23 protein-coding genes are annotated in these 24,112 nt (G+C 65.3%); 17 read left to right on the forward strand and 6 right to left on the reverse strand.

Annotation, left to right across the window (positions count from 1 at the left end):
* Positions 1–28 precede the first annotated feature (28 nt).
* The 16 genes from QFZ36_RS02055 (at position 29) to QFZ36_RS02130 (ending at position 18,536) form a co-directional block, all read left to right on the forward strand.
* Positions 29–1,081: a tRNA (adenine-N1)-methyltransferase gene (locus tag QFZ36_RS02055; protein WP_306633519.1), complete on the forward strand. Its 1,053-nt coding sequence runs from the start codon at positions 29–31 to the stop codon at positions 1,079–1,081.
* 94 nt (positions 1,082–1,175) lie between these two features.
* Positions 1,176–2,927 carry a proteasome ATPase gene (gene arc, locus QFZ36_RS02060; protein WP_159825704.1) on the forward strand — a complete coding sequence of 584 codons (1,752 nt, stop codon included), beginning with the start codon at positions 1,176–1,178 and terminating at the stop codon, positions 2,925–2,927.
* Positions 2,924–4,597: a depupylase/deamidase Dop gene (gene dop / locus QFZ36_RS02065; protein WP_306633520.1), complete on the forward strand. Its 1,674-nt coding sequence runs from the start codon at positions 2,924–2,926 to the stop codon at positions 4,595–4,597. The genes arc and dop overlap by 4 nt, the downstream gene beginning before the upstream one ends.
* An 84-nt stretch (positions 4,598–4,681) precedes the next feature.
* Positions 4,682–4,885 (forward strand): ubiquitin-like protein Pup, encoded by a 204-nt coding sequence (locus QFZ36_RS02070; protein ID WP_159825709.1) that lies wholly within the window; start codon positions 4,682–4,684, stop codon positions 4,883–4,885.
* An 80-nt stretch (positions 4,886–4,965) separates the two neighbouring features.
* Positions 4,966–5,787, forward strand: a complete 822-nt coding sequence (prcB, locus tag QFZ36_RS02075; RefSeq protein ID WP_306633521.1) for a proteasome subunit beta — start codon at positions 4,966–4,968, stop codon at positions 5,785–5,787.
* A 1-nt stretch (position 5,788) separates the two neighbouring features.
* Entirely contained in the window at positions 5,789–6,499 is a 711-nt protein-coding gene (gene prcA, locus QFZ36_RS02080) for a proteasome subunit alpha (protein WP_306633522.1), read from the forward strand.
* A gap of 8 nt (positions 6,500–6,507) precedes the next feature.
* Entirely contained in the window at positions 6,508–7,872 is a 1,365-nt protein-coding gene (pafA, locus tag QFZ36_RS02085; protein ID WP_091418897.1) for a Pup--protein ligase, read from the forward strand.
* Between the two features lie 113 nt (positions 7,873–7,985).
* Positions 7,986–8,948, forward strand: a complete 963-nt coding sequence (locus tag QFZ36_RS02090) for an FKBP-type peptidyl-prolyl cis-trans isomerase (RefSeq protein ID WP_306633523.1) — start codon at positions 7,986–7,988, stop codon at positions 8,946–8,948.
* Between the two features lie 77 nt (positions 8,949–9,025).
* Entirely contained in the window at positions 9,026–9,421 is a 396-nt protein-coding gene (locus tag QFZ36_RS02095) for an FKBP-type peptidyl-prolyl cis-trans isomerase (RefSeq protein ID WP_142121860.1), read from the forward strand.
* A 103-nt stretch (positions 9,422–9,524) separates the two neighbouring features.
* Positions 9,525–11,519 (forward strand): helix-turn-helix transcriptional regulator, encoded by a 1,995-nt coding sequence (locus QFZ36_RS02100; protein WP_306633525.1) that lies wholly within the window; start codon positions 9,525–9,527, stop codon positions 11,517–11,519.
* A 10-nt stretch (positions 11,520–11,529) separates the two neighbouring features.
* Positions 11,530–11,877 (forward strand): hypothetical protein, encoded by a 348-nt coding sequence (locus QFZ36_RS02105; RefSeq protein WP_306633526.1) that lies wholly within the window; start codon positions 11,530–11,532, stop codon positions 11,875–11,877.
* Positions 11,878–11,909: 32 nt separating this feature from the next.
* Positions 11,910–12,182: a Sec-independent protein translocase subunit TatA gene (gene tatA / locus QFZ36_RS02110; RefSeq protein WP_306633528.1), complete on the forward strand. Its 273-nt coding sequence runs from the start codon at positions 11,910–11,912 to the stop codon at positions 12,180–12,182.
* A gap of 47 nt (positions 12,183–12,229) precedes the next feature.
* Positions 12,230–13,024 (forward strand): twin-arginine translocase subunit TatC, encoded by a 795-nt coding sequence (gene tatC / locus QFZ36_RS02115; RefSeq protein ID WP_306633530.1) that lies wholly within the window; start codon positions 12,230–12,232, stop codon positions 13,022–13,024.
* Between the two features lie 20 nt (positions 13,025–13,044).
* The gene (locus tag QFZ36_RS02120) at positions 13,045–15,993 is read left to right on the forward strand and encodes a DEAD/DEAH box helicase (RefSeq protein WP_306633531.1); all 2,949 of its coding nucleotides are present in this window, start codon (positions 13,045–13,047) and stop codon (positions 15,991–15,993) included.
* A gap of 51 nt (positions 15,994–16,044) precedes the next feature.
* Positions 16,045–17,700 (forward strand): amidohydrolase, encoded by a 1,656-nt coding sequence (locus tag QFZ36_RS02125; protein ID WP_306633534.1) that lies wholly within the window; start codon positions 16,045–16,047, stop codon positions 17,698–17,700.
* Between the two features lie 92 nt (positions 17,701–17,792).
* Positions 17,793–18,536, forward strand: coding sequence for a polyprenol monophosphomannose synthase (locus QFZ36_RS02130; protein ID WP_306633535.1), 744 nt, complete (start codon positions 17,793–17,795; stop codon positions 18,534–18,536).
* 73 nt (positions 18,537–18,609) lie between these two features.
* On the opposite strand, the gene QFZ36_RS02135 is transcribed toward QFZ36_RS02130, so the two are convergent.
* The 5 genes from QFZ36_RS02135 to QFZ36_RS02155 form a co-directional block, all read right to left on the reverse strand.
* Positions 18,610–18,957, reverse strand: a complete 348-nt coding sequence (locus tag QFZ36_RS02135) for an RNA polymerase-binding protein RbpA (RefSeq protein ID WP_013600997.1) — start codon at positions 18,955–18,957, stop codon at positions 18,610–18,612.
* A 245-nt stretch (positions 18,958–19,202) separates the two neighbouring features.
* Positions 19,203–20,147, reverse strand: a complete 945-nt coding sequence (locus tag QFZ36_RS02140; RefSeq protein ID WP_306633537.1) for an SPFH domain-containing protein — start codon at positions 20,145–20,147, stop codon at positions 19,203–19,205.
* A 23-nt stretch (positions 20,148–20,170) separates the two neighbouring features.
* Positions 20,171–20,644 carry an NfeD family protein gene (locus QFZ36_RS02145; RefSeq protein ID WP_306633539.1) on the reverse strand — a complete coding sequence of 158 codons (474 nt, stop codon included), beginning with the start codon at positions 20,642–20,644 and terminating at the stop codon, positions 20,171–20,173.
* 125 nt (positions 20,645–20,769) lie between these two features.
* The gene (locus QFZ36_RS02150) at positions 20,770–21,648 is read right to left on the reverse strand and encodes a putative RNA methyltransferase (RefSeq protein WP_306633541.1); all 879 of its coding nucleotides are present in this window, start codon (positions 21,646–21,648) and stop codon (positions 20,770–20,772) included.
* Between the two features lie 59 nt (positions 21,649–21,707).
* Positions 21,708–22,388 carry a peptide deformylase gene (locus QFZ36_RS02155; RefSeq protein WP_306633542.1) on the reverse strand — a complete coding sequence of 227 codons (681 nt, stop codon included), beginning with the start codon at positions 22,386–22,388 and terminating at the stop codon, positions 21,708–21,710.
* Between the two features lie 53 nt (positions 22,389–22,441).
* Here QFZ36_RS02155 and QFZ36_RS02160 point away from each other — a divergent pair, with 53 nt between their 5' ends.
* Entirely contained in the window at positions 22,442–22,915 is a 474-nt protein-coding gene (locus tag QFZ36_RS02160) for a nuclear transport factor 2 family protein (protein ID WP_306633544.1), read from the forward strand.
* Positions 22,916–22,954: 39 nt separating this feature from the next.
* Here the strand turns inward: QFZ36_RS02160 and QFZ36_RS02165 are convergent, their stop codons facing one another.
* Complete coding sequence (locus tag QFZ36_RS02165) at positions 22,955–24,112, reverse strand: FAD-dependent oxidoreductase (RefSeq protein ID WP_306633546.1); 1,158 nt, start codon at positions 24,110–24,112, stop codon at positions 22,955–22,957.

Below are 24,112 nucleotides of genomic sequence, written 5' to 3' on the forward strand. Positions count from 1 at the left end.
CAACAGTTTTACAGGAGCGAGGAAAATCATGAGCAGCGAAACTGCCGTCAACGAAGCCGCCGCAGCAGCCCAATCCGGTGTTGCCGCCGGAGGCTCGCAGCCGGTGGGAGCTGCCCGTCGCCGGGGTCCTTTCCGGGAAGGCGAACGCGTCCAGCTGACTGACGAGCGGGGCCGCATGAACACGATCACCCTTGAAAGCGGCGGCGCGTTCCACACCCACCGCGGCTTCCTGAACCACGATGAGATCATCGGCAAGGTGGACGGTTCTGTAGTGGTCAACAACGTTGGCCAGCAGTACCAGACACTGCGCCCGCTGCTCTCTGATTTCGTCCTCTCCATGCCCCGCGGCGCTGCCGTTGTCTATCCCAAGGACGCAGGCCAGATTGTCACCATGGCGGACATCTTCCCGGGTGCGCGCGTGGTTGAAGCCGGAGTAGGCTCAGGCGCCCTGTCCATCTCACTGCTCAGGGCGGTTGGAGACAACGGCTACCTGCATTCTTTCGAGCGGCGTGAAGAATTCGCGGACATCGCCCGCGGCAACGTGGAGACCATCTTCGGCGGCCCCCACCCTGCATGGCAGATCACCCTGGGCGACTTCCAGGAGGAAGTTGTCCGGACCGAGCAGCCCGGCTCGGTGGACCGAGTGGTCCTGGACATGCTCGCCCCCTGGGAATGCCTGGACGCCGTGGCCACGGTCCTGGCACCGGGAGGCGTGTGGATCAACTACGTCGCCACCGTCACCCAGCTCTCCCGGACGGCCGAGGCCATCCGCGCCGACGGCCGGTTCACCGAACCCGACGCCTGGGAATCCATGGTGCGCGGCTGGCACCTCGAGGGCCTGGCCGTCCGCCCGGATCACCGGATGGTGGCCCACACCGGATTCCTGCTGGTCACGCGCCGGCTGGCAGACGGTGTCACGGGCATTTCGGTGAAGCGCCGCCCCTCCAAGACGGACTTCAACGAAGAGGATGTCAACGCCTGGACACCCGGCGCCGTGGGGGAGCGGCTGGTGTCGGACAAGAAGCTCCGGCGCGCCGCCAGGGACGCGATTGCGGGCACAAACGTCGTGGACACACCTTAGATCAAGATCTAGTCCATATTTCGGGAGTCTCCATCCCTACCTGCCATCTTGGGGCTAAGGTCTTAATAGAAGCGCAGGAAGGGGCTGATACATCATGGAGACGCCAAACCAGGACTCCGGACGTACACCGGCAGAGCAGTCTGCCGCCAACGACCTCTCGGTTGCCGACCGCCAGGTCAACATCCTCCGGGACAAGCTCAGGCACATCGACCGCCAGTTGGCTGCGGCAACGCAGAACAACACCAAGCTGGTCACCATGCTTGAAGCCGCGAAGGCCGAGATTCTCCGGCTGAAGAACGCGTTGGACCAGGAAGGACAGCCTCCCTACAGCTTCGGCACCATTCTTCAGCTGAACCCCCGGCGGCAGGCCTCTCCGGGCAACAGCGGGCAGGCCGCCACGGAAGAATCGGTAGACATTTTTAATGCCGGGCGGAAGATGCGGGTGGGCATCAGCCCGCTGGTGAACATCAACCAGCTGGCGGTGGGCCAGGAAGTCCTCCTCAACGAGGCCCTCCTCGTCGTGGCCGGACTTGGCTACGAGCGTGCCGGCGAACTCGCCACCCTGAAGGAGATGCTCGGAGCCGACCGCGTCCTCGTGGTGGGACGGGCCGACGAAGAACGGGTGGTCCGGCTTTCCGGAGCCCTGCTGGCCGAAAAGCTCCGGGTGGGCGATGCCCTCTCGATCGATTCCAGGACCGGGTACGCGCTGGAGAAGGTGCCCCGGTCCGAGGTGGAAAACCTGGTCCTGGAAGAAGTCCCGGACATTACGTACGAGGACATCGGCGGGCTCGGGCCGCAGATCGAACAGATCCGCGACGCCGTGGAACTCCCGTTCCTGCACCCAGACCTTTACCGGGAACACGGGCTGAAGGCGCCCAAAGGCATCCTGCTGTACGGCCCGCCCGGCTGCGGCAAGACCCTCATCGCCAAGGCCGTGGCCAATTCGCTTGCCGCCCGCGCCGCAGAGCGCTCCGGAAACGTGGACCTGAAAAGCTACTTCCTGAACATCAAGGGCCCGGAGCTCCTGGATAAGTACGTGGGCGAAACCGAGCGGCACATCCGCCTCATCTTTTCCCGGGCACGGGAAAAGGCCTCGGACGGCAGCCCCGTAGTGGTGTTTTTCGACGAGATGGACTCGCTGTTCCGCACCCGTGGCACAGGCATCTCCTCCGACGTCGAAACAACCATCGTGCCCCAGCTGCTGAGCGAGATCGACGGCGTGGAACGCCTGGACAACGTCATTGTCATTGGCGCATCCAACCGGGAGGACATGATCGACCCCGCCATCCTGCGGCCCGGCCGGCTGGACGTCAAGGTCAAGATCCACCGCCCGGATGCCGAGGCCGCTGCTGACATCTTCAACAAATACATCACCACGGACCTGCCCTTCCACGAGTCCGACCTCGCCGAGCACAACGGCGACGTCCAGGCCACCGTGGACGCCATGGTCCAGCGGACTGTGGAAGCCATGTATTCCACCGACAAGTCGAATGAGTTCCTGGAAGTCACCTACGCCAACGGCGACACCGAAATGCTGTACTTCAAGGACTTCAACTCCGGTGCCGTAGTCCAGAACGTGGTGGACCGGGCCAAGAAGTACGCCATCAAGGATCTCCTCACCCTCCACCAGAAGGGGCTCCGGATCGAGCACCTACTCAGGGCTGTGGTGGACGAATTCCGCGAACACGAAGACATGCCCAACACCACCAATCCGGACGACTGGGCACGCATTTCCGGCAAGAAGGGCGAACGCATCACCTACATCCGCACCATCGTCCAGGGCAAAGCCGGCCAAGAGCCAGGAAAGTCCATCGAAACCATGCCGACCACAGGGCAGTATCTATGACGGCAGCGCAGGAACCCGCCGTCGGGGGCGCCCTCCCCGCGGGCGGGGCCATGCGTGTGATGGGAGCAGAAACCGAATACGGCATCCACGCCCCGACCGCCCCGTCCGCGAACGCCACCATGATGAGCGCCCGTGTGGTGCAGGCCTACGCCCAGGTAACACGCCAGCGTGCCGCCGGCGGGGCCGAAACCCGCTGGGACTATACGGACGAGGAGCCGCTGCACGATGCCCGCGGCTGGACGGTGGACAGGGCCTCGGCGCACCCCAGCCAGTTGACTGACCAGCCGCCGGTCCTGGACGCGGAAGCGGTCGCCCTGGCCTACGGCCGGGAGGAACTGGAGCTCGACGGGCAGGACGAGTCCGGCACTCTGTTAATGAACATGGTCCTGGGCAACGGGGCCAGGCTGTACGTGGACCACGCGCACCCCGAGTATTCAAGCCCCGAGGTCACCAACCCCCGGGACGCCGTCACCTGGGACGCCGCAGGAGACCTCGTCGCGCTTGCCACGGTACGCCGGCTGGCGGCGGACCCCGATCTTCCGCCGGTGAACCTCTATAAGAACAATACGGACAACAAATCGGTGTCCTACGGCTCGCACGAGAACTACCTCATGCCGCGGTCGGTACCGTTCGGAGACATCGTGCGGGGCCTGACACCCTTCTTTGTCAGCCGCCAGATCCTTTGCGGGTCCGGACGGGTGGGAATCGGGCAGGATGCATCCACCCCTGGTTACCAAATCAGCCAGCGGGCGGACTTCTTCGAAGCCGAAGTGGGCCTGGAAACCACCATCAGGCGTCCCATCATCAACACCAGGGACGAGCCGCACGCGACGGCGGACAAATACCGGCGGCTGCACGTCATCATTGGCGACGCCAACCTCAGCCAGGTCTCCAACTACCTGAAATTCGGGACCACGTCCATGGTCCTCAGCCTGATCGAGGCAGGGCTCGCACCGAAGATCGAGGTCCACGAACCTGTTCCCGCTCTGCAGGCAATAAGCCACGATACGTCGCTTACCGCCACCGTGAGGCTGCTGGACGGCAGGCGCGTCACGGCCCTGGACCTGCAATGGATGTACCACGAGGCGGCCGCCAAGCTGGCGCAGGACACCGGCGTCGGTGACGCACTGGACGGCGACGGGCACACCCATGACGTCCTGGACCGCTGGGCGACAGTCCTCACCCAGCTGGACAACGACCGTGCAGCTGCCGCCAGCTCTGTGGAATGGGTCGCCAAGCTCTCGCTCCTCGAAGGTTACCGCCAGCGCGACGGACTTGAGTGGAATGATGCCAGGCTCGGGCTGATCGACCTCCAATGGGCGGACATCAGGCCCGAGAAGGGCCTGTACTACCGTCTCCTGGCCAGGAACCGCATGGACAGGATCGTCGACGACGGCGTCATAGCGGCGGCGGTGGGACAGCCGCCGTCGGACACCCGCGCGTTCTTCCGCGGCAAGTGCATCAGCAGCTTCGGCAAGGACGTGGTGGGCGCCAGCTGGGACTCGGTCATCTTCGACGTCCCCGGCTACGGCAGGCTTCAGCGCGTCCCCACCCGGGAACCTTTGCGGGGAACCAAAGCGTTGACCGGAGCGTTGTTCGAACGCTACCGGCAGGCAGGCCCGTTCCTCGGGGAGTTGCTGGGCCACAGCACCACTCCGCCTGCGGCGTAAACCGCGCCGGAAGGACCGCTTCGTGGCAGGATGGGCATATCGGAGGATCCGCCGGATCCGATGGCAGGAAAGGGAGAGGTAACAATGGCAGGCCAGGAGCAGCAGCAGCCACAATCGCGCGACAGCCAGGTCGACGAGGACATTCCCGAGGCACCCCCGGCGCCGCCCGAAGCACAGGCATCAGCCGCCACCGAAGGCGTTGATGACCTCCTCGACGAAATCGACGGAGTCCTGGAATCCAACGCCGAGGAGTTCGTGCGCGCCTTCGTCCAAAAAGGCGGCCAGTAACCCGGACCGGAGGGTGGCGGAAGCCGCGGCCGGCCGGAATCTGTACCGGCGTTGAAGAACTACGTTCAAGGAGTGCATGAGTGCAGGAATCAACCGCCAACCAGGTAGCCGCCAACGCCACCTCATCCTTCACGGAACATCTGCAGCGGGACCGGCCGGAACTCCTGCCCTATAACAAGGGGCTTCAGGCCGGCGTGCCCGGCGCCGCTCCGCTGCAGGTACCGCATGCCACCACCATCGTTGCGTTGAGCTACGCCGGCGGTGTGCTGATGGCCGGGGACCGCCGGGCCACCATGGGCAACGTGATTGCCAGCAGGCACATTGAAAAAGTCTTCCCCGCGGACCGTTACTCGGTCCTGGGCATCGCCGGCACTGCCGGCATCGCCATCGACCTCACCCGCCTCTTCCAGGTAGAACTCGAACACTACGAGAAGATCGAAGGCACCCTCCTCAGCCTTGAAGGCAAAGCCAACCGGCTGGGGGCAATGATCCGCGGCAACCTGCCCCTGGCCCTGCAGGGGCTCGCCGTGGTACCCCTCTTCGCAGGCTTCGACACCAGCGCCGGCGTCGGCAGGCTTTTCTCCTATGACGTCACGGGCGGCAGGTACGAGGAACACGAGCATCACACGGTGGGCTCCGGTTCAGTCTTTGCCCGGGGCGCCTTGAAGAAACTCTGGCGCCCCAACCTGAGCGCGGCAGAAGCCGTCGCCGTCGCCGTCGAGGCCCTCTACGATGCGGCCGACGACGACTCCGCCACCGGCGGTCCGGACACCGTCCGAAAGCTGTGGCCCGTGATTTACACCGTGGACAGGACAGGTGCCCGGCGGGTGGCTGAGGACGAACTCGCCGCCGTGGCCGGAAACGTCATCGAGGCCCGCACCAACGCCGGACGGGAGGCCTGAGATGACGCAGCAGTTTTATGTATCACCTGAGCAACTGATGAAGGACCGTGCGGATTTCGCACGGAAGGGCATCGCCCGGGGCAGGTCAGTCGCCGTGATCAGCTGCGCGGACGGCATCGCGCTGGTGGCCGAGAACCCCTCGCCGTCCCTGCACAAGATCGGCGAAATCTACGACAAGATCGCGTTCGCGGCCGTCGGGAAATACAACGAATTCGAAAGCCTCCGCCAGGCCGGCGTGCGGTATGCGGACGTCCGCGGCTACTCCTATGACCGTGAGGACGTCACCGCCCGCGGCCTTGCCAGTGTTTACGCCCAGAGCCTGGGCGCCGTCTTCACCGCGGAACAAAAGCCCTTCGAAGTGGAACTGGCAGTAGCGGAGGTAGGCCCCACCCAGGCTGAGGACCACCTCTACCGGCTGACCTTCGACGGTTCCATCGCGGATGAACACCAGTTCGTCGTGATGGGCGGACAGGCGGACAAGGTCTCGTCAGCCATTGATGAAGGCTGGCGCAGTTCACTCAGCTTCGCCGATGCCCTGCGGCTCGCCATGGCCGCCCTCGTCCCGGCCACGGAATCTGATGCCCGGCCGAAGGCGCTGCCTGCCACGGCGGTGGAAGTTGCCGTCCTGGACAGGCAGTCGGAGAGCTCACGGGGCTCACGGCGCGCCTTCCGCCGGTTGCACGACGCGGACATAACTGCACTGCTGGCCTAGGAGGAAACATGGACAAGAGAATCTTCGGTATCGAAACGGAATTCGGGATTTCGTATTCCAGCCCCGATTCGAGGCCTCTTGCCCCGGAGGAGGTGGCCCGGTACCTCTTCCGCAAGGTGGTCAGCTGGGGCCGGTCATCCAACGTTTTCCTGACCAACGGCTCGCGGCTGTACCTGGACGTAGGGTCCCACCCCGAATATGCCACGGCCGAGTGTGACGACCTCGCCCAGTTGATCGCCCACGACCGTGCCGGTGAACTGATCCTGGATGACCTGGTGGACGAGGCCCAGGCCCGGCTCGCGGCGGAGGGCTTTAACGGCACTGTCTACCTGTTCAAGAACAACACGGACTCGGCCGGCAACTCCTACGGCAGCCACGAAAACTACTTGATTCCCCGGCGCGGGGAATTCTCCAGGCTCGCCGAGATCCTGATTCCTTTCTTGGTCACCCGGCAGCTTATCGCCGGCGCCGGAAAGATCCTCAAGACCCCGCACGGGGCCACTTTCGCGTTCTCCCAGCGGGCGGACCACATCTGGGAAGGCGTTTCCTCCGCCACCACCCGGTCCCGGCCCATCATCAACACCAGGGATGAGCCGCACGCTGACGCTGAGTTCTACCGGCGGCTGCACGTTATCGTCGGAGACTCAAACATGTCCGAAGCCACGGCCCTGATGAAGGTGGGCACGGTGGACCTGGTACTGCGCATGATCGAGGCAGGAGTGATCATGCGGGACATGCGGATGGAGAATCCCATCCGCAGTATCCGGGAGATCTCCCACGACCTCAGCGGCCGTGCACTGGTCCGCCTGGCCAACGGGCGCCAGCTGACGGCACTGGAGATCCAGCAGGAGTACCTCACCAAGGTCACGGCGTTCGTCAAAGAGCACGGCGCCCACAACCCGCATGTTCCCCTGATCCTCGACCTGTGGGAGCGGACGCTGAAGGCCATCGAAAGCGGTGACACGCGCGGCATCGATACCGAGATCGACTGGGCCATCAAAAAGAAGCTGATGGACAACTACCGCGAACGCCACGGACTGGGCTTGGACGCCCCGCGGATAGCCCAGCTGGACCTGACCTACCACGACATTTCCCGCAGCCGCGGACTGTATTACCTGCTGCAGTCCCGTGGGGCAGTCCGGCGGATCGTGGACGATACCGTGATCAAGGACGCCGTCGACGCACCGCCGCAAACGACGCGCGCGAAACTGCGTGGTGATTTCGTCCGGCGGGCCCAGGAGTTGGGCCGGGACTACACCGTGGACTGGGTGCACCTGAAACTGAATGACCGGGCGCACCAGACCATTCTGTGCAAGGATCCTTTCCGCAGCGTTGATGACCGGGTGGATGCCCTGCTGGACTCTATGGGCTGACTCTCAGGTTCAGGGGCTATTCTGGATGAGGCCTTTAATTCGGCCCTCCAGCGGTGATGCCCGCCCAGGTGCGGAGCGCCGCCTCCATCTTGCCCCGACGAAAGTTTTCTTACGTGCGCCGACTACTAGCAATCCTCCTTCCCGCTCTGCTGCTGTTGACCGCCTGCGGCGGCTCGTCGGCAGAGCCGGAACCCACCAGCAAGTCTGCCGGTGAGACTGCGAAGTTCGACTCCCTCAAACTGACTGATAACGGGGACAAGAAGGCCCCTGGTGTGGAATTCGACAAACCGCTGGAAGTCGCTGACCCCACCATCAAGGTAGTCGCCGAGGGGAGCGGCGAACCAGTGAAGGCGAACCAGATCGCCAACATCTCCATCCTTGCCGTGAACGGCAGCGACGGATCGACGCTGGAGGATACGTTCGCCAGCGAGCCCGAACCCCTCGAACTGAACGAGGAACTGAAGACCGGCAGCGAGGTCATCTACAACGCATTCGTTGGCGCCAAGGTAGGTTCAAGCCTTGCCTTGGCTGTGCCGGGCCAGCAGGGTGCCGCCGCCCCCAGCCCCTCCGGCGGGGCCAGCCCCAGCCCAGCCGCCCCAGCCCAGCCCACACAGCTGCTGATCATCAAAATCCTTTCTGCCTCCGACGTGACACCTGCACTGGAGAAGCCCGAAGGTGAAACCGTGACCCCGCCAGCAGGCCTGCCAACCGTCACTGAAAAAGACGGCATCCCCGAGATCTCGGTTGAAGGTGCAGCGGCCCCCACTGCCCTCGTGTCCCAGGACCTGATCAAGGGCAAGGGCGCCACGGTGAAGGAAACCGACACCCTGACCGTGAACTACGTGGGCGTCACATTGGTGGGCGGAACCAAGTTCGACTCGAGCTTCGACCGCGGTGAACCCGCATCCTTCCCGCTCACCGGCGTCATCAAGGGCTGGACGCAGGGCCTGGCCGGCAAGACCGTAGGCTCCCGCGTCCTGCTGGTCATCCCCAAGGACCTGGCCTACGGCGACGCCGGGCAGGGGGAGGCCAAGGGCGACCTTGTCTTCGTAGTGGACATCCTTGGAGCCAAGTAGCAACAATGGCAACAGGCCCGGCCTTCGCCGCGGCATCCAACAGCAGCACACCATGTGCCAGACACCTAGGAGCAACCATGTCTTTTGGACAGCGGGAATTTGACCGCCAGAAGCCCGAGATCGATTTTCCCGAGGGCGACGTCCCCACGGAACTGGTCATCACCGACCTCATTGAGGGAGACGGCCGCGAAGCCCAGGCCGGGGACACCGTCTCCACGCACTACGTGGGCGTCGCCTGGTCCACCGGCGAGGAATTCGACGCCTCATGGGGCCGCGGCGCGCCGCTGGACTTCCGGGTAGGCGTTGGCCAGGTCATCCAGGGCTGGGACCAGGGCCTCCTGGGCATGAAGGTAGGCGGCCGCCGCCGCCTGGAAATCCCCTCCGAGCTTGCCTACGGCTCCCGTGGCGCCGGCGGAGCCATCGCCCCCAACGAAGCCCTGATCTTCGTGGTTGACCTCGTAGCAGTGCGCTGACCCCAGCCGCGTCACGGCCAGGAGCGCGGCAGCAACAGGACCCAGCGTCCTGGTGCTGCCGCGCTTCCTGCGTTCCGGCCCGGAGTTTAGTAACGTAACCTGAGTGTCCGCATCCCGTACTGAACGCCTCCTCAACCTGCTGATCGCACTGCTCAACACCCGGTACGGCCTGCGCCGCAGCGAACTGCGCGAAACGGTCTACCGCGGCATTGCCGGCAATGAGGTCTCCTTCGGCAGAATGTTCGAGCGGGACAAGGCGGATCTTCGCAAGTTCGGCTTTGAGGTAGAGACTTTAACGGACCTGGGCTGGAGCGAGGACGATCCGGCAACCACCAGGTACCGGATCGGCAAGGAGTCCAACCGCCTGCCGGACGTGGACCTCGGTCCGGAGGAGTGGACAGTCCTGCTCCTGGCCTCCCAGCTTTGGGAGCGTGCGGCGCTGGGCACCGCCGCCCAAAGCGCGCTGCGGAAACTGCAGTCGTCCGGCGCGGCCGCCAACGTCCAACTGCCGCCCGGGGTCCAGCCGCGGATCAAGCCCGCGGGCCAGGCCTTCGACGACCTCGTTGCGGCGATGCATGCCAAGAACCCGGTCACCTTCACCTACCTGGCTGGCAGTACGGGCAGCGAGGAACAGCGGACGGTGGAGCCCTGGGGCCTCGGCAGCCGCTTCGGACACTGGTACCTTATGGGCTACGACCGTGCCAGGAAGGCGGCCCGCCATTTCCGGCTCTCCCGTTTCACCAGCGCCGTGGCAACCCTGGACCGGGAGCAATTCACCCCTCCCCGCGACTTCAATATCAGGCAGGAACTGGGACGGCTCCCTGAACTGCCGCTGCGCACCGCCGTCGTGGACGTCCGTGCGGGGCGTCTGCTGGCGCTGCGGCACCGCGGCGTGGGATCGGACCCGTCGCCGGAAGACGAATCGTGGCCCCAGCCTGAACCCGGCTACGAGCGGTTCAGCGTGCAGTACAGGGACCCGGAGGTCCTTGCCGAAGAGCTCGCCTCCTACGGCCCCGACGCCCTGGCGGTGGCTCCAGCCGAACTCGCCGGCGCTGTGCGGCGCCGGCTCCAGGCGGCAGCCGACTTCAGCGACGGGCCCGTTCCCACCTTCCGTTTCGCTGCCGCGCCTGCCAGGCCCGTCCGCGTGCGGACCTCGGAGGACCAGCTCAAACGCATGCTTCAGCTGGTGCCTTTCCTGGTACACAACCAGGGTTTGCATATCCAGGACGTCGCACAGCGTTTCGGCATCAGCAGGAAGGAGTTGGAGGACGACCTGCAAATCCTTATCTGCTCCGGGCTTCCGGAGGGATACCCCGATGACCTGCTGGACATCCAGTGGGAAAACGACCACGTCTACATCACCCAGGACCTGGACCTCAAGAAGCCCGTCCGTTTCACCGTCGAGGAAGCCTGCGCCCTCCTGACCGGGCTGGAATCGCTGAACGGGCTGCCCGGCGTGGCCGAGGGCGGGGCCCTGGAATCGGTGACCCTCAAACTGCTGGCAGCCGCCGGCGAGGAGGGGCTCCGGGCGGCCTCGCTGGCGGGACCGGAAGTGGCACCCGCCGACGCCGCCACGCACGCCATGGTGCTGCAGGCCATCGAATCCCGCTCCCAGCTGCGCCTGACCTACCTGTCCCCGCAGCGTGACACTGTGTCCGAGCGTGACGTTGATCCGTTGCGCCTCTACTCGGTGGACAACACCTGGTACTTCGAGGCCTACTGCCATGCAGTGGAAGGCCTGAGGAATTTCCGCCTGGACCGGGTACAGGATGTTCACCCCAACGGCCTGCCGGTGCCGGCCGGGACCACGCCTTCAAAGGGCGTTCCGGCCAAGCTCTTCACGCCTAGCGATGACGATACGGTAGTCACCGTCCAGCTCACCCGGCAGGGGAGGGGGCTCGCGGACGACTACTATGCGGAGCGCACGGCCGAGCTCGACGACGGCGGGCTGGTGGCTGAAATCCGGTTCGGCAACATCGAGTGGCTGCCGATGTTCGTGGCCCAGCATGGCGGTTCCGCCCGCATTTTGGCTCCGGCGGACCTGGCTGACGCGGCCCGCAGCTGGCTCGCGGCGTCCCTGGCAAGGTACGGCGGCTAGACTTCTCAGCATGCCTTGGTGGTCCTGGATCCTGATATGGGTGGCGCTCGTTGCGCTGTCGCTGCTTTTTTATGTCCTGCTGGGCTTCCGGCTGTTCCGCCAGTTCATGGCGACCGTCAAGGATCTGAGCGCGGCAGGCGAAAAGCTGGGGCACCTCGCCCCCGTTCAACTGCCGGAGGCCGGTGCTGACCCGGCGGGTCCGCGGCCCGGCTCAGCGGTTTTTGCCTCGCCCGCACTCATGCGACATGATTACGAGGCATCCAAGTCGTCCCGGCGGGAACAACGCCGCCACCGGCGGGTTCAACGCAAGACGGACCGCGGCCAGCCGCAGGCGCTCGGCGATCTCGACTTCACATAGAAGTAGGATGTATTTAGAGGAAAGGAACTCCCGTGGGAAGACTCTTTGAGGGCCCCTGGCCCATCGTTATCATCATCATCGTCGCTTTGCTTCTTTTTGCCGCACCCAAGCTTCCGGCCATGGCGCGCAGCCTTGGCCAGTCCATGCGGATCATCAAATCCGAGGTCAAGGAAATGAAGAACGACGGCAAGACCGACACCCCCGACGCCTCCGGCCCGGTGGAAGGCACCGTCGTCAACCACCCCCAGGCGAAGCCCGGTGAGCCGACAGACGGCACTGACGTTCCGCCGTCGAACCGCGCCTGACCCCAGTGGCACTGTCGCGGTCCCGTAAAGACAACCCCGAAGGGCGGATGGCTCTTTGGGACCACCTCAAAGAGCTGAAGAACCGGCTGATCAAGTCGGCTATCGGCGTCGTCATTGGCGGCATCGGAGGATGGATACTTTACGATCCGCTGCTGAAGGCCCTGGCCGAACCGGTCAACCGCATCTCAGAGCAAACCGGCGGGCTTGCTGCCATCAACTTCGGGAGCATTGCCTCCCCGTTCGATTTCAAGCTCCAGATGTCGCTCCTCATCGGCGTGGTCATTTCCAGCCCGGTCTGGATTTACCAGCTGTGGGCTTTCATTACCCCGGGCCTGACCTCCAAGGAGCGCCGCTACACGCTGGGTTATATGGCGGCGGCGGTCCCGCTGTTCCTCGCCGGCATCTGGGCCGGCTGGCTGGTGGTGCCCCAAGTGGTCCACGCGCTGACCCAGTTCACGCCGGAGGGCTCCTCGAGCGTCATCGATGCCCGGACGTACATTGAATTCGTGACCCGGATGGTGCTGGTGCTTGGCCTCGCCTTCCTGGTGCCCGTGGTGCTGGTGGGCGTCAACATGGCCGGCATCATCTCCGGCCGCCTCATTCTTAAGGCCTGGCGCATCACCGTGTTCCTGGTGTTTGTCCTCGCCGCGATCGCAGCTCCCGGGGCAGATGCCATCTCGATGTTTATGTTGGCCGGCCCCCTGCTGGTGCTCTTTTTCGCCGCCATCGGCATCTGCCTCATGAATGACAAGCGCCGTGAGCGCCGCCAGGCGAAGCGAATGGCCGAGACCGAGGCAACAGCGGACATCGCCACCCCGGGCAGTGAGCTGAAGAACCTCTAGGCGCCCGTTAGGCTTGGTGTATGTCCTCCAATACCGGGCCGTTCTCCACTGGTCCTTTCTCCGCCGGACCCAGCGATCCCGAGGAGCTTTCTCCCGCCGAGAGATACCGCGCCAGTGCCGAGAGAAGGGCAGAAGCAGCCACCTACCTGGGCTCCTTCATCCGGACCCTGGACTTTGAACTGGATGATTTCCAGCGGCAGGCGTGCAAATCCCTGCAGGAGGGCAGGGGAGTCCTGGTGGCGGCACCCACTGGGGCCGGCAAAACCATTGTGGGCGAGTTCGCCATCTACCTCGCGCTTCAGCGTGGCCTCAAGGCCTTTTACACCACCCCCATCAAGGCACTCAGCAACCAGAAATTCACAGAACTCACCGAGAAGTACGGTGCCGCGAAGGTAGGCCTGCTGACCGGGGACACCAGCATTAACGGCGACGCCCCGGTAGTGGTGATGACCACCGAAGTCCTGCGCAACATGCTCTACGCCGATTCCGCCACCCTGGATGACCTCGGCTATGTGGTGATGGACGAGGTGCACTACCTGGCAGACCGCTTCCGCGGCGCCGTCTGGGAGGAAGTGATCATCCACCTCCCCAGCGAAGTGCAGGTGGCTTCACTCAGTGCCACCGTGTCGAACGCCGAGGAATTCGGCGCCTGGCTGGATACGGTCCGTGGCGACACGGACATCATTGTTTCCGAGCACCGGCCGGTGCCGCTGTGGCAGCACGTTATGGTGGGCCGGCAGATCATGGACCTTTTTGCAGGGGAAACCACTTTCGACGAGATCGCTCCGCCCGTCGACGCCGGGCCGGGCGAAGCGCCGGCCAGGGACAGCAGGGACGGCAACGCCGCGGGGCGCGGTTTCGATGTGAACCCTGACCTCCTGACTGTGGCGAGAAGCGAAAGCATGCAGAGTTTCCGGCTGAGGTCCGCTCCCGGCGGGCCCGGTGGCCGGGGACAGCGGGGCCGGCGCGGGAACGATCGCCCCGGCCGCGGCGGTGACGAACGGGGCGTGCGTCCGGCCGGCCGGCCACAGGTGATCGCCAGCCTCGACAAGATGGACCTCCTGCCCGCCATCACCTTCATCTTTTCCCGGGCCGGGTGTGACGCCGCCGTTGCCCAATGCGTCGGCTCGGGCCTGTGGCTCACCACTGAGAAAGAGCAGCGGATCATCGCCCAGCGCGTTGACGAGGCGGGCCACGACATCCCGCCGGACGACCTGGACGTGCTGGGTTTCTGGACCTGGCGTGACGGGCTGCTCCGCGGTTTCGCCGCCCACCACGCCGGCATGCTGCCCACTTTCAAGGAAGTGGTGGAAAAACTCTTTGCGGACGGATTCGTCAAGGCTGTCTTCGCCACCGAAACCCTGGCCCTTGGCGTTAACATGCCGGCACGTTCCGTGGTGCTGGAGAAGCTGGACAAGTTCAACGGTGAAGCGCACGTGGACATCACCGCGGGGGAGTACACCCAGCTGACCGGCCGGGCCGGTCGGCGCGGCATCGACGTCGAAGGCCACGCCGTGGTGCTCTGGCAGCCGGGTACGGACCCGACGGCGGTCGCTGGCCTCGCGTCCCGGCGCACGTACCCGCTGAACTCCAGCTTCCGGCCCACGTACAACATGAGCATCAACCTCCTGGCCCAGTTCGGCCGGGCCAGGGCCCGCGAAATCCTGGAATCCTCCTTTGCCCAGTTCCAGGCGGACCGTTCCGTGGTGGGCCTGGCAAAGCAGGTCCGCAGCAGGGAGGAATCGCTGGCCGGCTACGCCAAGTCGATGACCTGCCACCTCGGGGACTTCACGGAATACGCGCGGTTGCGCCGTGAATTGTCCGACGCCGAAAATGTGACCTCGCGGACCAAGTCACGGGCCCGCAAGTCGCTCAACGATGATTCGCTGGCCCGTTTGCTTCCCGGCGACGTAGTCAATGTGCCGGGCGGAAGAGCGCCTGGACCGGCGGTTGTGCTTAGTTCGGACCACAGCAGCCGGGAGCCCCGGCCTGCTGTGCTGACGCTTGACAACCAGCTGCGCCGGATCGGGAACGATGACCTGGAAGGTCCCATCACCCCGATTACGCGCATCCGCATTCCCAAGTCCTTCAACGCGAAAGTCCCCAAGTCACGGCGGGACCTGGCCTCCTCCGTGCGGAACGCGCTGCGGGAGAACCGTCCTCCTGCCCCCGGCAACAACCGCAACAATGATTTCGGCCTCGCAACTGCCCTGCCTAACCAGGAAAAGCGCATCGCGGACCTCCGCCGTGCCCTCCGTGCGCACCCCTGCCACGGGTGCAGCGAACGGGAAGACCACGCCCGCTGGTCCGAACGCTGGTGGAAGCTCCGGCGCGAAACCGATGGGCTGGTCCGGCAGATCCAGGGCCGCACCAACACCATCGCCAAGACATTTGACCGCGTCTGTGATGTCTTGTCCTCCTACGGTTACCTTGAACCCGCCGGTGACGGCCGGCTGCTCATCAGCCCCGACGGCCAGCGGCTGCGCCGGATCTACGGCGAAAAGGACCTGCTGATCTCCCAGTCCCTGCGGCTGGGCGCCTTTGATGACCTGGATGCAGCGGAAGTCGCTGCCCTTGCCAGCGTCCTGGTCTACCAGGCCAAGCGCGAAGACCGGGGACTCCGCCTGCGGATGCCCAGCATCTCCCTGGAAACCTCCGTGGACATCGTGGTCAAGGAGTGGTCGGCACTGGAGGACGTGGAAGAGGAAAACAAGCTGCCGCTGACCGGCGAACCCGAGCTGGGCCTCGTGTGGCCACTCTACAAATGGGCCCGTGGCCGGCACCTGCAGGACGTCCTGAGCGGCACGGACCTTGCCGCAGGGGATTTTGTCCGGTGGGTGAAGCAGGTGGTTGACCTGCTGGACCAGCTTGCCAAAATTCCCGGCCTTGATCCCCGCCTTGCGCGCCTGTGCTCGGATGCCATCTCACTGATCCGCCGCGGCGTCGTGGCCTATTCCTCCGTCCTCTGACACCCCTGCCGGCTGCCCGCCGGCCGCCCAATCCCAGGAGTTTGCCTACCCATGCCCAGCGCGAAATCATCGCCCGAGTCCCGCCCCAGCCCCGTGCTCTACCGCAACGGATCCGTCTACACGGCAGCAGACCCCTTTGCCACCGCAATGCTGGTGGACGGGGACACTGTGGCTTGGGTGGGGTCCGAACAGGCCGCTTCATCCATCGCCGACAGTTCCATGGAGATCATCGACCTCCGCGGCGCCCTGGTTGCGCCCGGCTTCGTCGACTCCCACGCCCACCTGACAGAAACCGGCATGGCCCTGGATTCCCTGGCGATGGAGCGCGTTTCGTCGGCCAGGGAGCTCCTGGACGCTGTGGCCGCAGCCCCCGGCGACGGCCCGATCCTCGGTCATGGCTGGGACGAAACCACCTGGGCTGACGCGGCCCTTCCCAGTGCGGAGGAACTGGAACGGGCTTCCGGCGGCCGGCCTGTCTATCTGTCCCGGATTGATGTGCACTCCGCGCTGGTTTCACCGTCGCTGGCCGGCGCTGCCGCTCTTCGCGGCCTTGAGGGTTACGACGGCGGCGCTCGGGTCAATCGGGCCGCTCACGCAGCTGCCCGGCAGGCAACGCGCAGGCTCCCCGATGAGGTGCTCCGCCGCCACCAGCAGCGTGCGCTGGCCGAGGCAGCGTCCCACGGCTATGTGGCACTGGTGGAGATGGGCGCTCCGCACATCGGTGGGGCCGAGGACCTCCGCGTGGTGCGAACCTGGAATGACGGCGCCGGGGAGGGCATCCCCACGCCCGAAGTACTGCCGTACTGGGGCGAGCTGGCATCATCCGAAGAACACGTCCGCAGCATCCTTGGCCAGGTGGGCCCCGGTGTCCGCGGCCTCGCGGGAGACCTCAACATCGATGGCTCCATCGGGTCGCGGACGGCAGCCCTGAGGTCCGGCTACAGCGACGCCCCGAATGAAACCGGCAGCCTGTACCTGAGCCTGGAGGAGGCCGCAGCCCATCTGGCCGCGTGCTCGCTGGCCGGCATCCAGGGCGGCTTCCACATTATTGGCGATGCCGGGCTGGACGCGGCCCTCCAGGCTTTGGAGCTTGCGGCTGCCGACGTGGGGGAGCAGCGGGTCAGGGCTGCCGGCCACCGCTTTGAACATGTGGAAATGGTGGATGCCGCGGCGGTGGAAACCCTTGCCCGCTACTCCGTCACCGTCAGTGCCCAGCCTGCTTTTGATGCTGCCTGGGGTGGTGCCGGCGGACTCTACGAAAAGCGGTTGGGGGAGCGGAGCAAAGCCATGAACCCCTTCGCGAGCCTGTACTCGGCAGGAGTTCCTGTCTGCTTTGGCAGTGACAGCCCTGTGACGCCCTTGCGGCCCTGGTCCAGCGTCCGGGCGTGCCTGGAGCACCACAACGAGGCGGAACGGATCTCGGCACGGGCGGCGTTCCTGGGACACACCCGGGCAGGATGGCGGGCAGCCCGGTACCCCAACCCCATGGCGGGGCAGCTGGTGCCCGGGGCCCCTGCCAGCTTCGCTGTCTGGGAGGTTGAGGAACTGATGGTGCAGGTGGCGGACGGACGGGTCCAGTCCTGGAGCACCGATCCGAGGGCCCGCACGCCCCTGCTGCCCGCGCTGGACACCGGCGCGGACCCGGTATGCCTGCAGACCGTGCGGGACGGCCTGGAGCTGTTTGCGGCGCCTGCCCTGCGTTCCTGACCCCCTTACCCGGCGCCCTATAATGGGTAGCTGCGCCCGCTGGCCGTTTTGGCCTGCGTGTGCACCGACTGCTCCCACCAGGAAGGCTCTCTGTGCGCGTCCTTACGATCATCCCTACCTACAACGAGCTGGAATCGCTGCCGATCACGCTGCAGCGGCTCCGCGCAGCAGTGCCAGCCTCGGACGTGCTGGTAGTGGATGACAACAGCCCCGACGGCACGGGCAAGCTCGCTGACGGAATCGCCGCCGAGGACTCCCAGGTCCACGTCCTGCACCGCAAAGGCAAGGAAGGCTTGGGCGCCGCCTACATCGCCGGCTTCAAGTGGGGCCTGGACGCCGGATACGACGTGCTGGTGGAGATGGACGCCGACGGTTCGCACCAGCCTGAACAGCTTCCCCAGCTCCTCGAGGCCATTGACCAAGGCGCCGACCTTGCCATGGGTTCACGCTGGGTCCCCGGCGGCAGCGTGGTGAACTGGCCGCTGTACCGGCAGGCCATTTCACGGGTGGGCAGCACCTATGCCCGGCTGATGCTGGGCCTGAAGATCAAGGACGTCACCGGCGGCTACCGTGCCTTCCGCAGGACCACCCTGGAGAAGCTGAACCTGGACCAGGTGGACTCCGTGGGCTACGGCTTCCAGGTGGACCTCGCCTGGCGGGTGTCCCGGATGGGGCTGCGGATCGAGGAACGCCCCATCACCTTCGTGGAGCGCGAACTCGGCGCCTCAAAAATGAGCGGCAACATTGTGGTGGAGGCTATGGTCAACGTCACGAAATGGGGCCTGCAGGCGCGCTGGAACACCCTCACCCGCAAAAAGGCGCCAGCCCGGCAGTAGTTTCTTCAGTACTTAAACAGATGGGCCGTCCCGCACGCTGTGCGGGACGGCCCATTGTTTTATTCAGGCTGTATTACGCGGAGCGGCGTTCTCCGCGGCGTTCACGCAGGATGGTGAGGCGGTCCTCGAGGATCTGCTCCAGTTCCGGCAGGGAGCGGCGTTCCAGCAGCATGTCCCAGTGGGTGCGGACTGCTTTATCGTTGCTGGTGTCCGGGCGTTCGCCGTCAACCAGGAGCGCTTCTTTGCCGGTCTTGGAAACCCATACCGGAGGAATCTCCGCTTCGGAGGAGAAGGTGACAAAGACCTGCTCGCCGTCTTCGCACCGGTACTCGACGCGCTGGCGCGGAGCCGGCTCGACTCCGGACTCGGTCTCCATGCTCTGCGCGCCAAGGCGCATGCCCCGCAGGCTGCGATCGCTCATGATTTCTCCCTCTGGTCGGTTCGCGGTGTAGAACCCGCGTTAGCCGGCGGCGCAAGCGTCTCCGGACTACTCTGTGCACTGTGCTGCATCTTTAGATTCAACGCATTGCGAAGCTTGGTTGTTCCAGCGGATCTACTCCTGCCAGACAGATACCCAATTATACGCGCGGCATGCCATGTCGGCCAAAATGGAAGGGATCCGCAGCAGCTGCGGATCCCTTCGGTAGCTTTGGCCGGGTCCCGGGGTCAGGGCTCGGAAGGCTTGGCGCCCACCTCGTCGAACAGCCCTGCAACGCCGGTCCCGGTGGTGGTTCCGCCCAAGGCACTGCCGATGCCCTTGAGGGCTTCGCCGACTTCGCTGGGGATAATCCACAGCTTGTTGGAGGAGCCTTCCGCGAGCTTGGGAAGCGTCTGCAGGTATTGGTACGCCAGCAGTTTCTGGTCCGGGTTGCCCTTGTGGATGGCGTCAAAGACCTTCTGGATGGCCTGCGCCTCACCGTCTGCACGGAGGATGGCGGCCTTGGCATCGCCTTCCGCCGCCAGGATGGACGCCTGCCGCTGGCCCTCAGCGGTCAGGATGGCGGACTGCTTGGTGCCTTCGGCGGTCAGGATGGCGGCACGCCGGTCCCGCTCTGCCCGCATCTGCTTCTCCATGGAGTCCTGGATGGAGTGCGGCGGGTCGATGGCCTTGAGCTCCACGCGTGAAACGCGGATACCCCAGCGGCCGGTTGCCTCATCCAGCACACCGCGCAGCTGGCCGTTGATCTGGTCGCGGGAGGTGAGTGCCTCCTCCAGGTTCAGGCCGCCCACCACGTTGCGCAGGGTGGTGGTGGTCAGCTGCTCCACTGCTTGGATGTAGTTGGCGATCTCGTAGGTGGCAGCCCGTGGATCCGTGACCTGGAAGTAGACCACGGTGTCGATGGAGACCACCAGGTTGTCTTCGGTGATAACCGGCTGCGGAGGGAAGGACACCACCTGTTCGCGGAGGTCCAGCAGCGGCAGGAGCCGGTCCACAAACGGAATCAGGATGGTAAGTCCCGGGTTGAGCGTCCGCTGGTACTTGCCCAGCCGTTCCACGACGCCGGCGCGCGCTTGCGGAATGATCCGCACCGAACGGACCAAAACAATAATCACGAACACGATCAGGACTACCAGTACTATCGCCAATGCAGTTCCTCCGGCGTTATCCATACATCTCCTTGTTCCCCAATTGATCAGGCTGTATCAGGACTGGTCGCCGCTTGGGGCAGGGCGGACACCACTGCCGTTGCCCCTTCGATCGCGGAAACCACAACTCTTTGTCCGGCAGGAAGGACGCCGCCGGCAGAACGGGCAGTCCAGATGTCACCGCCGATTTTGACCAGGCCGCCGTCGGAGGACACGGGCTCCATCACCAGGGCCTGTTCACCGATCAGCCGGTCCACGTTGGTGCGCTGGTCCGACGGGCCCTTCTTCAGGTGGGCGAGGGCCACGGGCCGGACGAAGGCGATCATCAGCAGTGACACCACGCAGAAGACCACGATCTGAAGCCAGAGGTCTGCGCCCGCGAAGTCGGCCACCAGTGCGGCCAGGGTTCCCCCGCCGAGCATGATAAAAAAGAGGTCAAGCGTGATCATCTCGATCACTGCAAATGCCAGGAAAGCCGTGAGCCACAGCGCCCACCAGTTTTCCCCAAGCCATTCGAACAAGTTCTCCCCCTTTGCTACGGGGGGCCGCGGAAGCGCACCCGCCAGTAACTGTGCTTCAATCTTAGTGCGGCCCGTTCAACTGTGGGCTGGCTCATACGGGCAGCGGCCGGATAGTGGCCAACTCGTTACGCGGCGGCGCGTTTCCCGGGCCGGAAGACCATGATCTGGAACTTCGCTTCCGTCAAAAGCGGCTCGGGCAGCACCTCAAGCCGGGTAGAAACGGCGTCGCGGTCCAGGTGGTGTCCAGCCGGTCCCATAAAGGCCAGGGCGGCTGCCTCCGGGCGGGTCAGCCTCAAGGGGATGTCGACGGCGGAGGTCGTTTCGGCGTCGAAATACCCGCCCATTGCTTCCGCGAGCCGCGCTTCCTTGCCTTCCTCGATGCCCAGCATGCCGGTGACTGCGGCAAGGGAGGCCAAATGTCCACTCCGGGGCGTGACCACCACCAGCCGCCCGGACGGCCGGAGCACACGGGCGAATTCCGGGACGTTGCGCGGGGCGAAGATGACGGTGACGGCATCCACCGAGTCGTCCGCAAGGGGTAAGGGCTGCCAGATGTCACAGACCAGGTTCAGGGCCTCGGGATTAAGCCGAGCGGCACGGCGGAGCGCGAACTTTGAGATGTCCAGGCCAAGGGCAGAGACCTTCCGGTCCCGGCCTGCCGCAGCGTCGAGCAGCACCCGCAGATAGTGGCCGGTACCCGTGCCCGAGTCCAGCACGGCCGCGCGGTCTTCCGGGAGGAAGGGTACGACGGCGTCTGCCACCGCGTCTGCAAGGGGCCGGTAGTGGCCGTCCCCGAGAAAGTCGGAACGGGCCTGGACCATGGCGGACGAGTCGGCCTCGAAGGCCGTCCCCTTACCCACGAGCAGGTTGAAATACCCCTGCCGGGCTGCATCAAAGCTATGGCCCGAGGGGCAGGCGAGGCGGCTCTGGCCCGAACCCGTTTCCAGAAGGTCCAGCGGATTCGAGCACACCGGGCACAGCAGCGGAAGGTCAGTGGAGGGCATGGGAACCATCCTAGGGGTGTGCTGCCCGGTGTTCCCTAGCGGCGCCATGCAACGCAAGGTCAGGTGCGGCTGATGCCCGCCGGGCCGGCGTCGAACCCCAGCCCCTGCTGGGCCTTCCCGATGCCTGCTTCCGCCCAATGCGCCGCATATTCGGCGTTGCTGCTCAGTGACCGCAGCTGGGCCTTGTCCACGTAAAGCACACCGTTAAGGTGGTCCGTCTCATGCTGGACAATGCGGGCCTGCCAGCCGGAGAACTCCCGTTGCGCGGCCACTCCGTCCGGCGTTTGGAAGTCGAGGCGGACTTCTTCGTGGCGGGCCACCACTGCCTGCAGGCCATTGAGGGAGAGACAGCCCTCATAGAACGAATCAAGCCTGGAGCCCAGCGGCGTATAGCGGGGGTTCACAATCGCGAGGAATTCCAGGGGGATGCGGTTCCGCAGGGCGGCAGCCTCGGGGTCGACGTCGAACTGATCCTCAAGGACCGCCAGCTGCAGCGGTATCCCGAGTTGGGGTGCTGCGAGGCCCACGCCGGGTGCCTCGTGCATCACGTCACGCATGAGGTTGATCAGCCGGGTCAGCAGCTCGCCGGACAGCTGGCCGTCAAACGCTGCCGCGCGCTGGCGGAGGGCCGGGTGGCCTGCCTGCACGATGGGCGGAAGGGTTCCGGCGGCGAGGATCCGCTCCACGGTTTCGCGGATTTCTTCGGCAGTGAGGTCGGTCGCGGGCGTGCTCTGGCTCATGAGCAAAGCCTAGCGGCAGGGCGCCATCTGCTGGCTCGGCTAGTGTCGATGTCATGCCTGCCCCTTCCACGCCGCCCGACCCGGCACTAGACACCTCAGCCACTGACGCCCCAACACAGGGGACTTCCGCACATGATGCCTCGCCCTTGGATTGTGTCCTGGGGTTCATCCGCGTCCTCGAAGCGGGCGGGGGTGCGGCCGAAATCCGGCCTTTCCTTGCTGAAGCGTTTGTCCTGGTGGAAGCCCCGCACCTCCTGGCGCCGGAAGGCTCCACCCGGACGTTGCCCGAAGTCCTGGCGGGAGCGGAGCACAGTTCAGAAGTGGTGTCGGAGCAGAAGTTTGTCATCCGGCGGACCACCTGTGAGGGCGGCCGGGTGGCTGTCGAAGCCGACTGGTCCGCGACGGTGCTGATGGACCTCCGGTACTGGGATCAGGGCGAAGTAATCCGGGCCCGGACGTCGTCGGTGTTTGAAGTGCGTGAAGGGTTAATCGTCAGCCAGGACAGTTACGACTGCTACTACCGCTAGGTGCTAAGACGGGCACTAGTTCGTTGCATCCTGAGGAGCCTATTGCATGGTGAAGCGGCGGGCCACCCAGCGGTTGACGGCCGGCGTGCCTGCCGCCGCACTGATGCCAAGGTTCCGCAGTGCCAGCAGGGGCCCCGGCAGCGGGCGGCCCAGCATCATGTTGATTTCGGACTGCCGCCTGGCCAAAATCGCTGCCTGCCGCCGGCTGGCGTCGAACTCCGTAAAGTGCCGGTCCGTCCAGTCCTTACCGCTGCCCGCCAGCGCGGACCGGATGACGGGGGAGAGGGCCTGGGCGTCCAGCCAGCCGAGGTTCATGCCCTGGCCACCGATTGGGCTGATCTCGTGGGCTGCATCCCCGATCAGGACAACCCGGCCGGCTGCCATCCGGGTAGTGAGGGCTGATTGAACGCTGAAAGCGCTCACCATGGTGCTGGTGCGCGCGTCGGGAAGGATTCCTGTCCGGTCCCGGACCAGTTCTGCCAGCTGGGCCGGTCCGGCGTTGCGGGCGGGCCGGCCCAGCCGCACCACCCACCGACGTATACCGCCCGGCAGGGGGAATGACTCAACAATTCCGCCTGGCTCAAGGAACAGGACGGCCTTTTCGCCATAAGGCCCCGGGTCCTGGAAGTCGCCCATAAGGTAATGGTCTGGGTAGTTCCTGGTGCGCACCTGTACGCCCAGAAGGTCGCGCACCCGGGACCGCGCGCCGTCGGCCGCGACCACGAGGGACGCGGCGAACTCCGCCTCCTGCCGCTCGTCCACGCCGCCGGTCTGCGCAACGACGGTGACCCGTCCGCCGTCGTCTGTAACTTGAGTGGCCCGCACGCCGCGGACCACGGCATCGCGGTCGAGTTGGCAGACGCGCTCCTCCAGGAGCTGCTCGGTGCGGAACTGGGGCAGCGCAAGCACGAATGGGAAAGCCTCGGAGACACGGCCAAAGGACATAGTGCCTACGGTCTTCCCGCCGCTGAGCGCCATCCCGTCCCGGATCCGGACCCCGTCCTTGACCGCGGTATCGGCAATCCGAACCTTCCGCAAGGCCTCAAGGGCGGGTGGATGGATGCCGATGGCGCGGGTGTGCAGGTTTCTCGTTTGCCGCTGTTCCAGCAGCCGGACGCTCATGCCGTCCTGGAGCAGTAAAGCTGCGAGGTACAAGCCCACCGGCCCCCCGCCAATGATCAGGACGTCCGTTGCCAC

Source organism: Pseudarthrobacter siccitolerans (assembly GCF_030823375.1).
GTDB lineage: Bacteria > Actinomycetota > Actinomycetes > Actinomycetales > Micrococcaceae > Arthrobacter > Arthrobacter siccitolerans_A.

Bases quoted from the DNA above. Each gene is read 5' to 3' on its own strand.
- QFZ36_RS02055 (WP_306633519.1), top strand. From the start codon at position 29: ATGAGCAGCGAAACTGCCGTCAACGAAGCCGCCGCAGCAGCCCAATCC.
- arc (WP_159825704.1), top strand. From the start codon at position 1,176: ATGGAGACGCCAAACCAGGACTCCGGACGTACACCGGCAGAGCAGTCT.
- dop (WP_306633520.1), top strand. From the start codon at position 2,924: ATGACGGCAGCGCAGGAACCCGCCGTCGGGGGCGCCCTCCCCGCGGGC.
- QFZ36_RS02070 (WP_159825709.1), top strand. From the start codon at position 4,682: ATGGCAGGCCAGGAGCAGCAGCAGCCACAATCGCGCGACAGCCAGGTC.
- prcA (WP_306633522.1), top strand. From the start codon at position 5,789: ATGACGCAGCAGTTTTATGTATCACCTGAGCAACTGATGAAGGACCGT.
- pafA (WP_091418897.1), top strand. From the start codon at position 6,508: ATGGACAAGAGAATCTTCGGTATCGAAACGGAATTCGGGATTTCGTAT.
- QFZ36_RS02095 (WP_142121860.1), top strand. From the start codon at position 9,026: ATGTCTTTTGGACAGCGGGAATTTGACCGCCAGAAGCCCGAGATCGAT.
- QFZ36_RS02105 (WP_306633526.1), top strand. From the start codon at position 11,530: ATGCCTTGGTGGTCCTGGATCCTGATATGGGTGGCGCTCGTTGCGCTG.
- tatC (WP_306633530.1), top strand. From the start codon at position 12,230: ATGGCTCTTTGGGACCACCTCAAAGAGCTGAAGAACCGGCTGATCAAG.
- QFZ36_RS02120 (WP_306633531.1), top strand. From the start codon at position 13,045: ATGTCCTCCAATACCGGGCCGTTCTCCACTGGTCCTTTCTCCGCCGGA.
- QFZ36_RS02125 (WP_306633534.1), top strand. From the start codon at position 16,045: ATGCCCAGCGCGAAATCATCGCCCGAGTCCCGCCCCAGCCCCGTGCTC.
- QFZ36_RS02135 (WP_013600997.1), bottom strand. From the start codon at position 18,957: ATGAGCGATCGCAGCCTGCGGGGCATGCGCCTTGGCGCGCAGAGCATG.
- QFZ36_RS02140 (WP_306633537.1), bottom strand. From the start codon at position 20,147: ATGGATAACGCCGGAGGAACTGCATTGGCGATAGTACTGGTAGTCCTG.
- QFZ36_RS02150 (WP_306633541.1), bottom strand. From the start codon at position 21,648: ATGCCCTCCACTGACCTTCCGCTGCTGTGCCCGGTGTGCTCGAATCCG.
- QFZ36_RS02155 (WP_306633542.1), bottom strand. From the start codon at position 22,388: ATGAGCCAGAGCACGCCCGCGACCGACCTCACTGCCGAAGAAATCCGC.
- QFZ36_RS02160 (WP_306633544.1), top strand. From the start codon at position 22,442: ATGCCTGCCCCTTCCACGCCGCCCGACCCGGCACTAGACACCTCAGCC.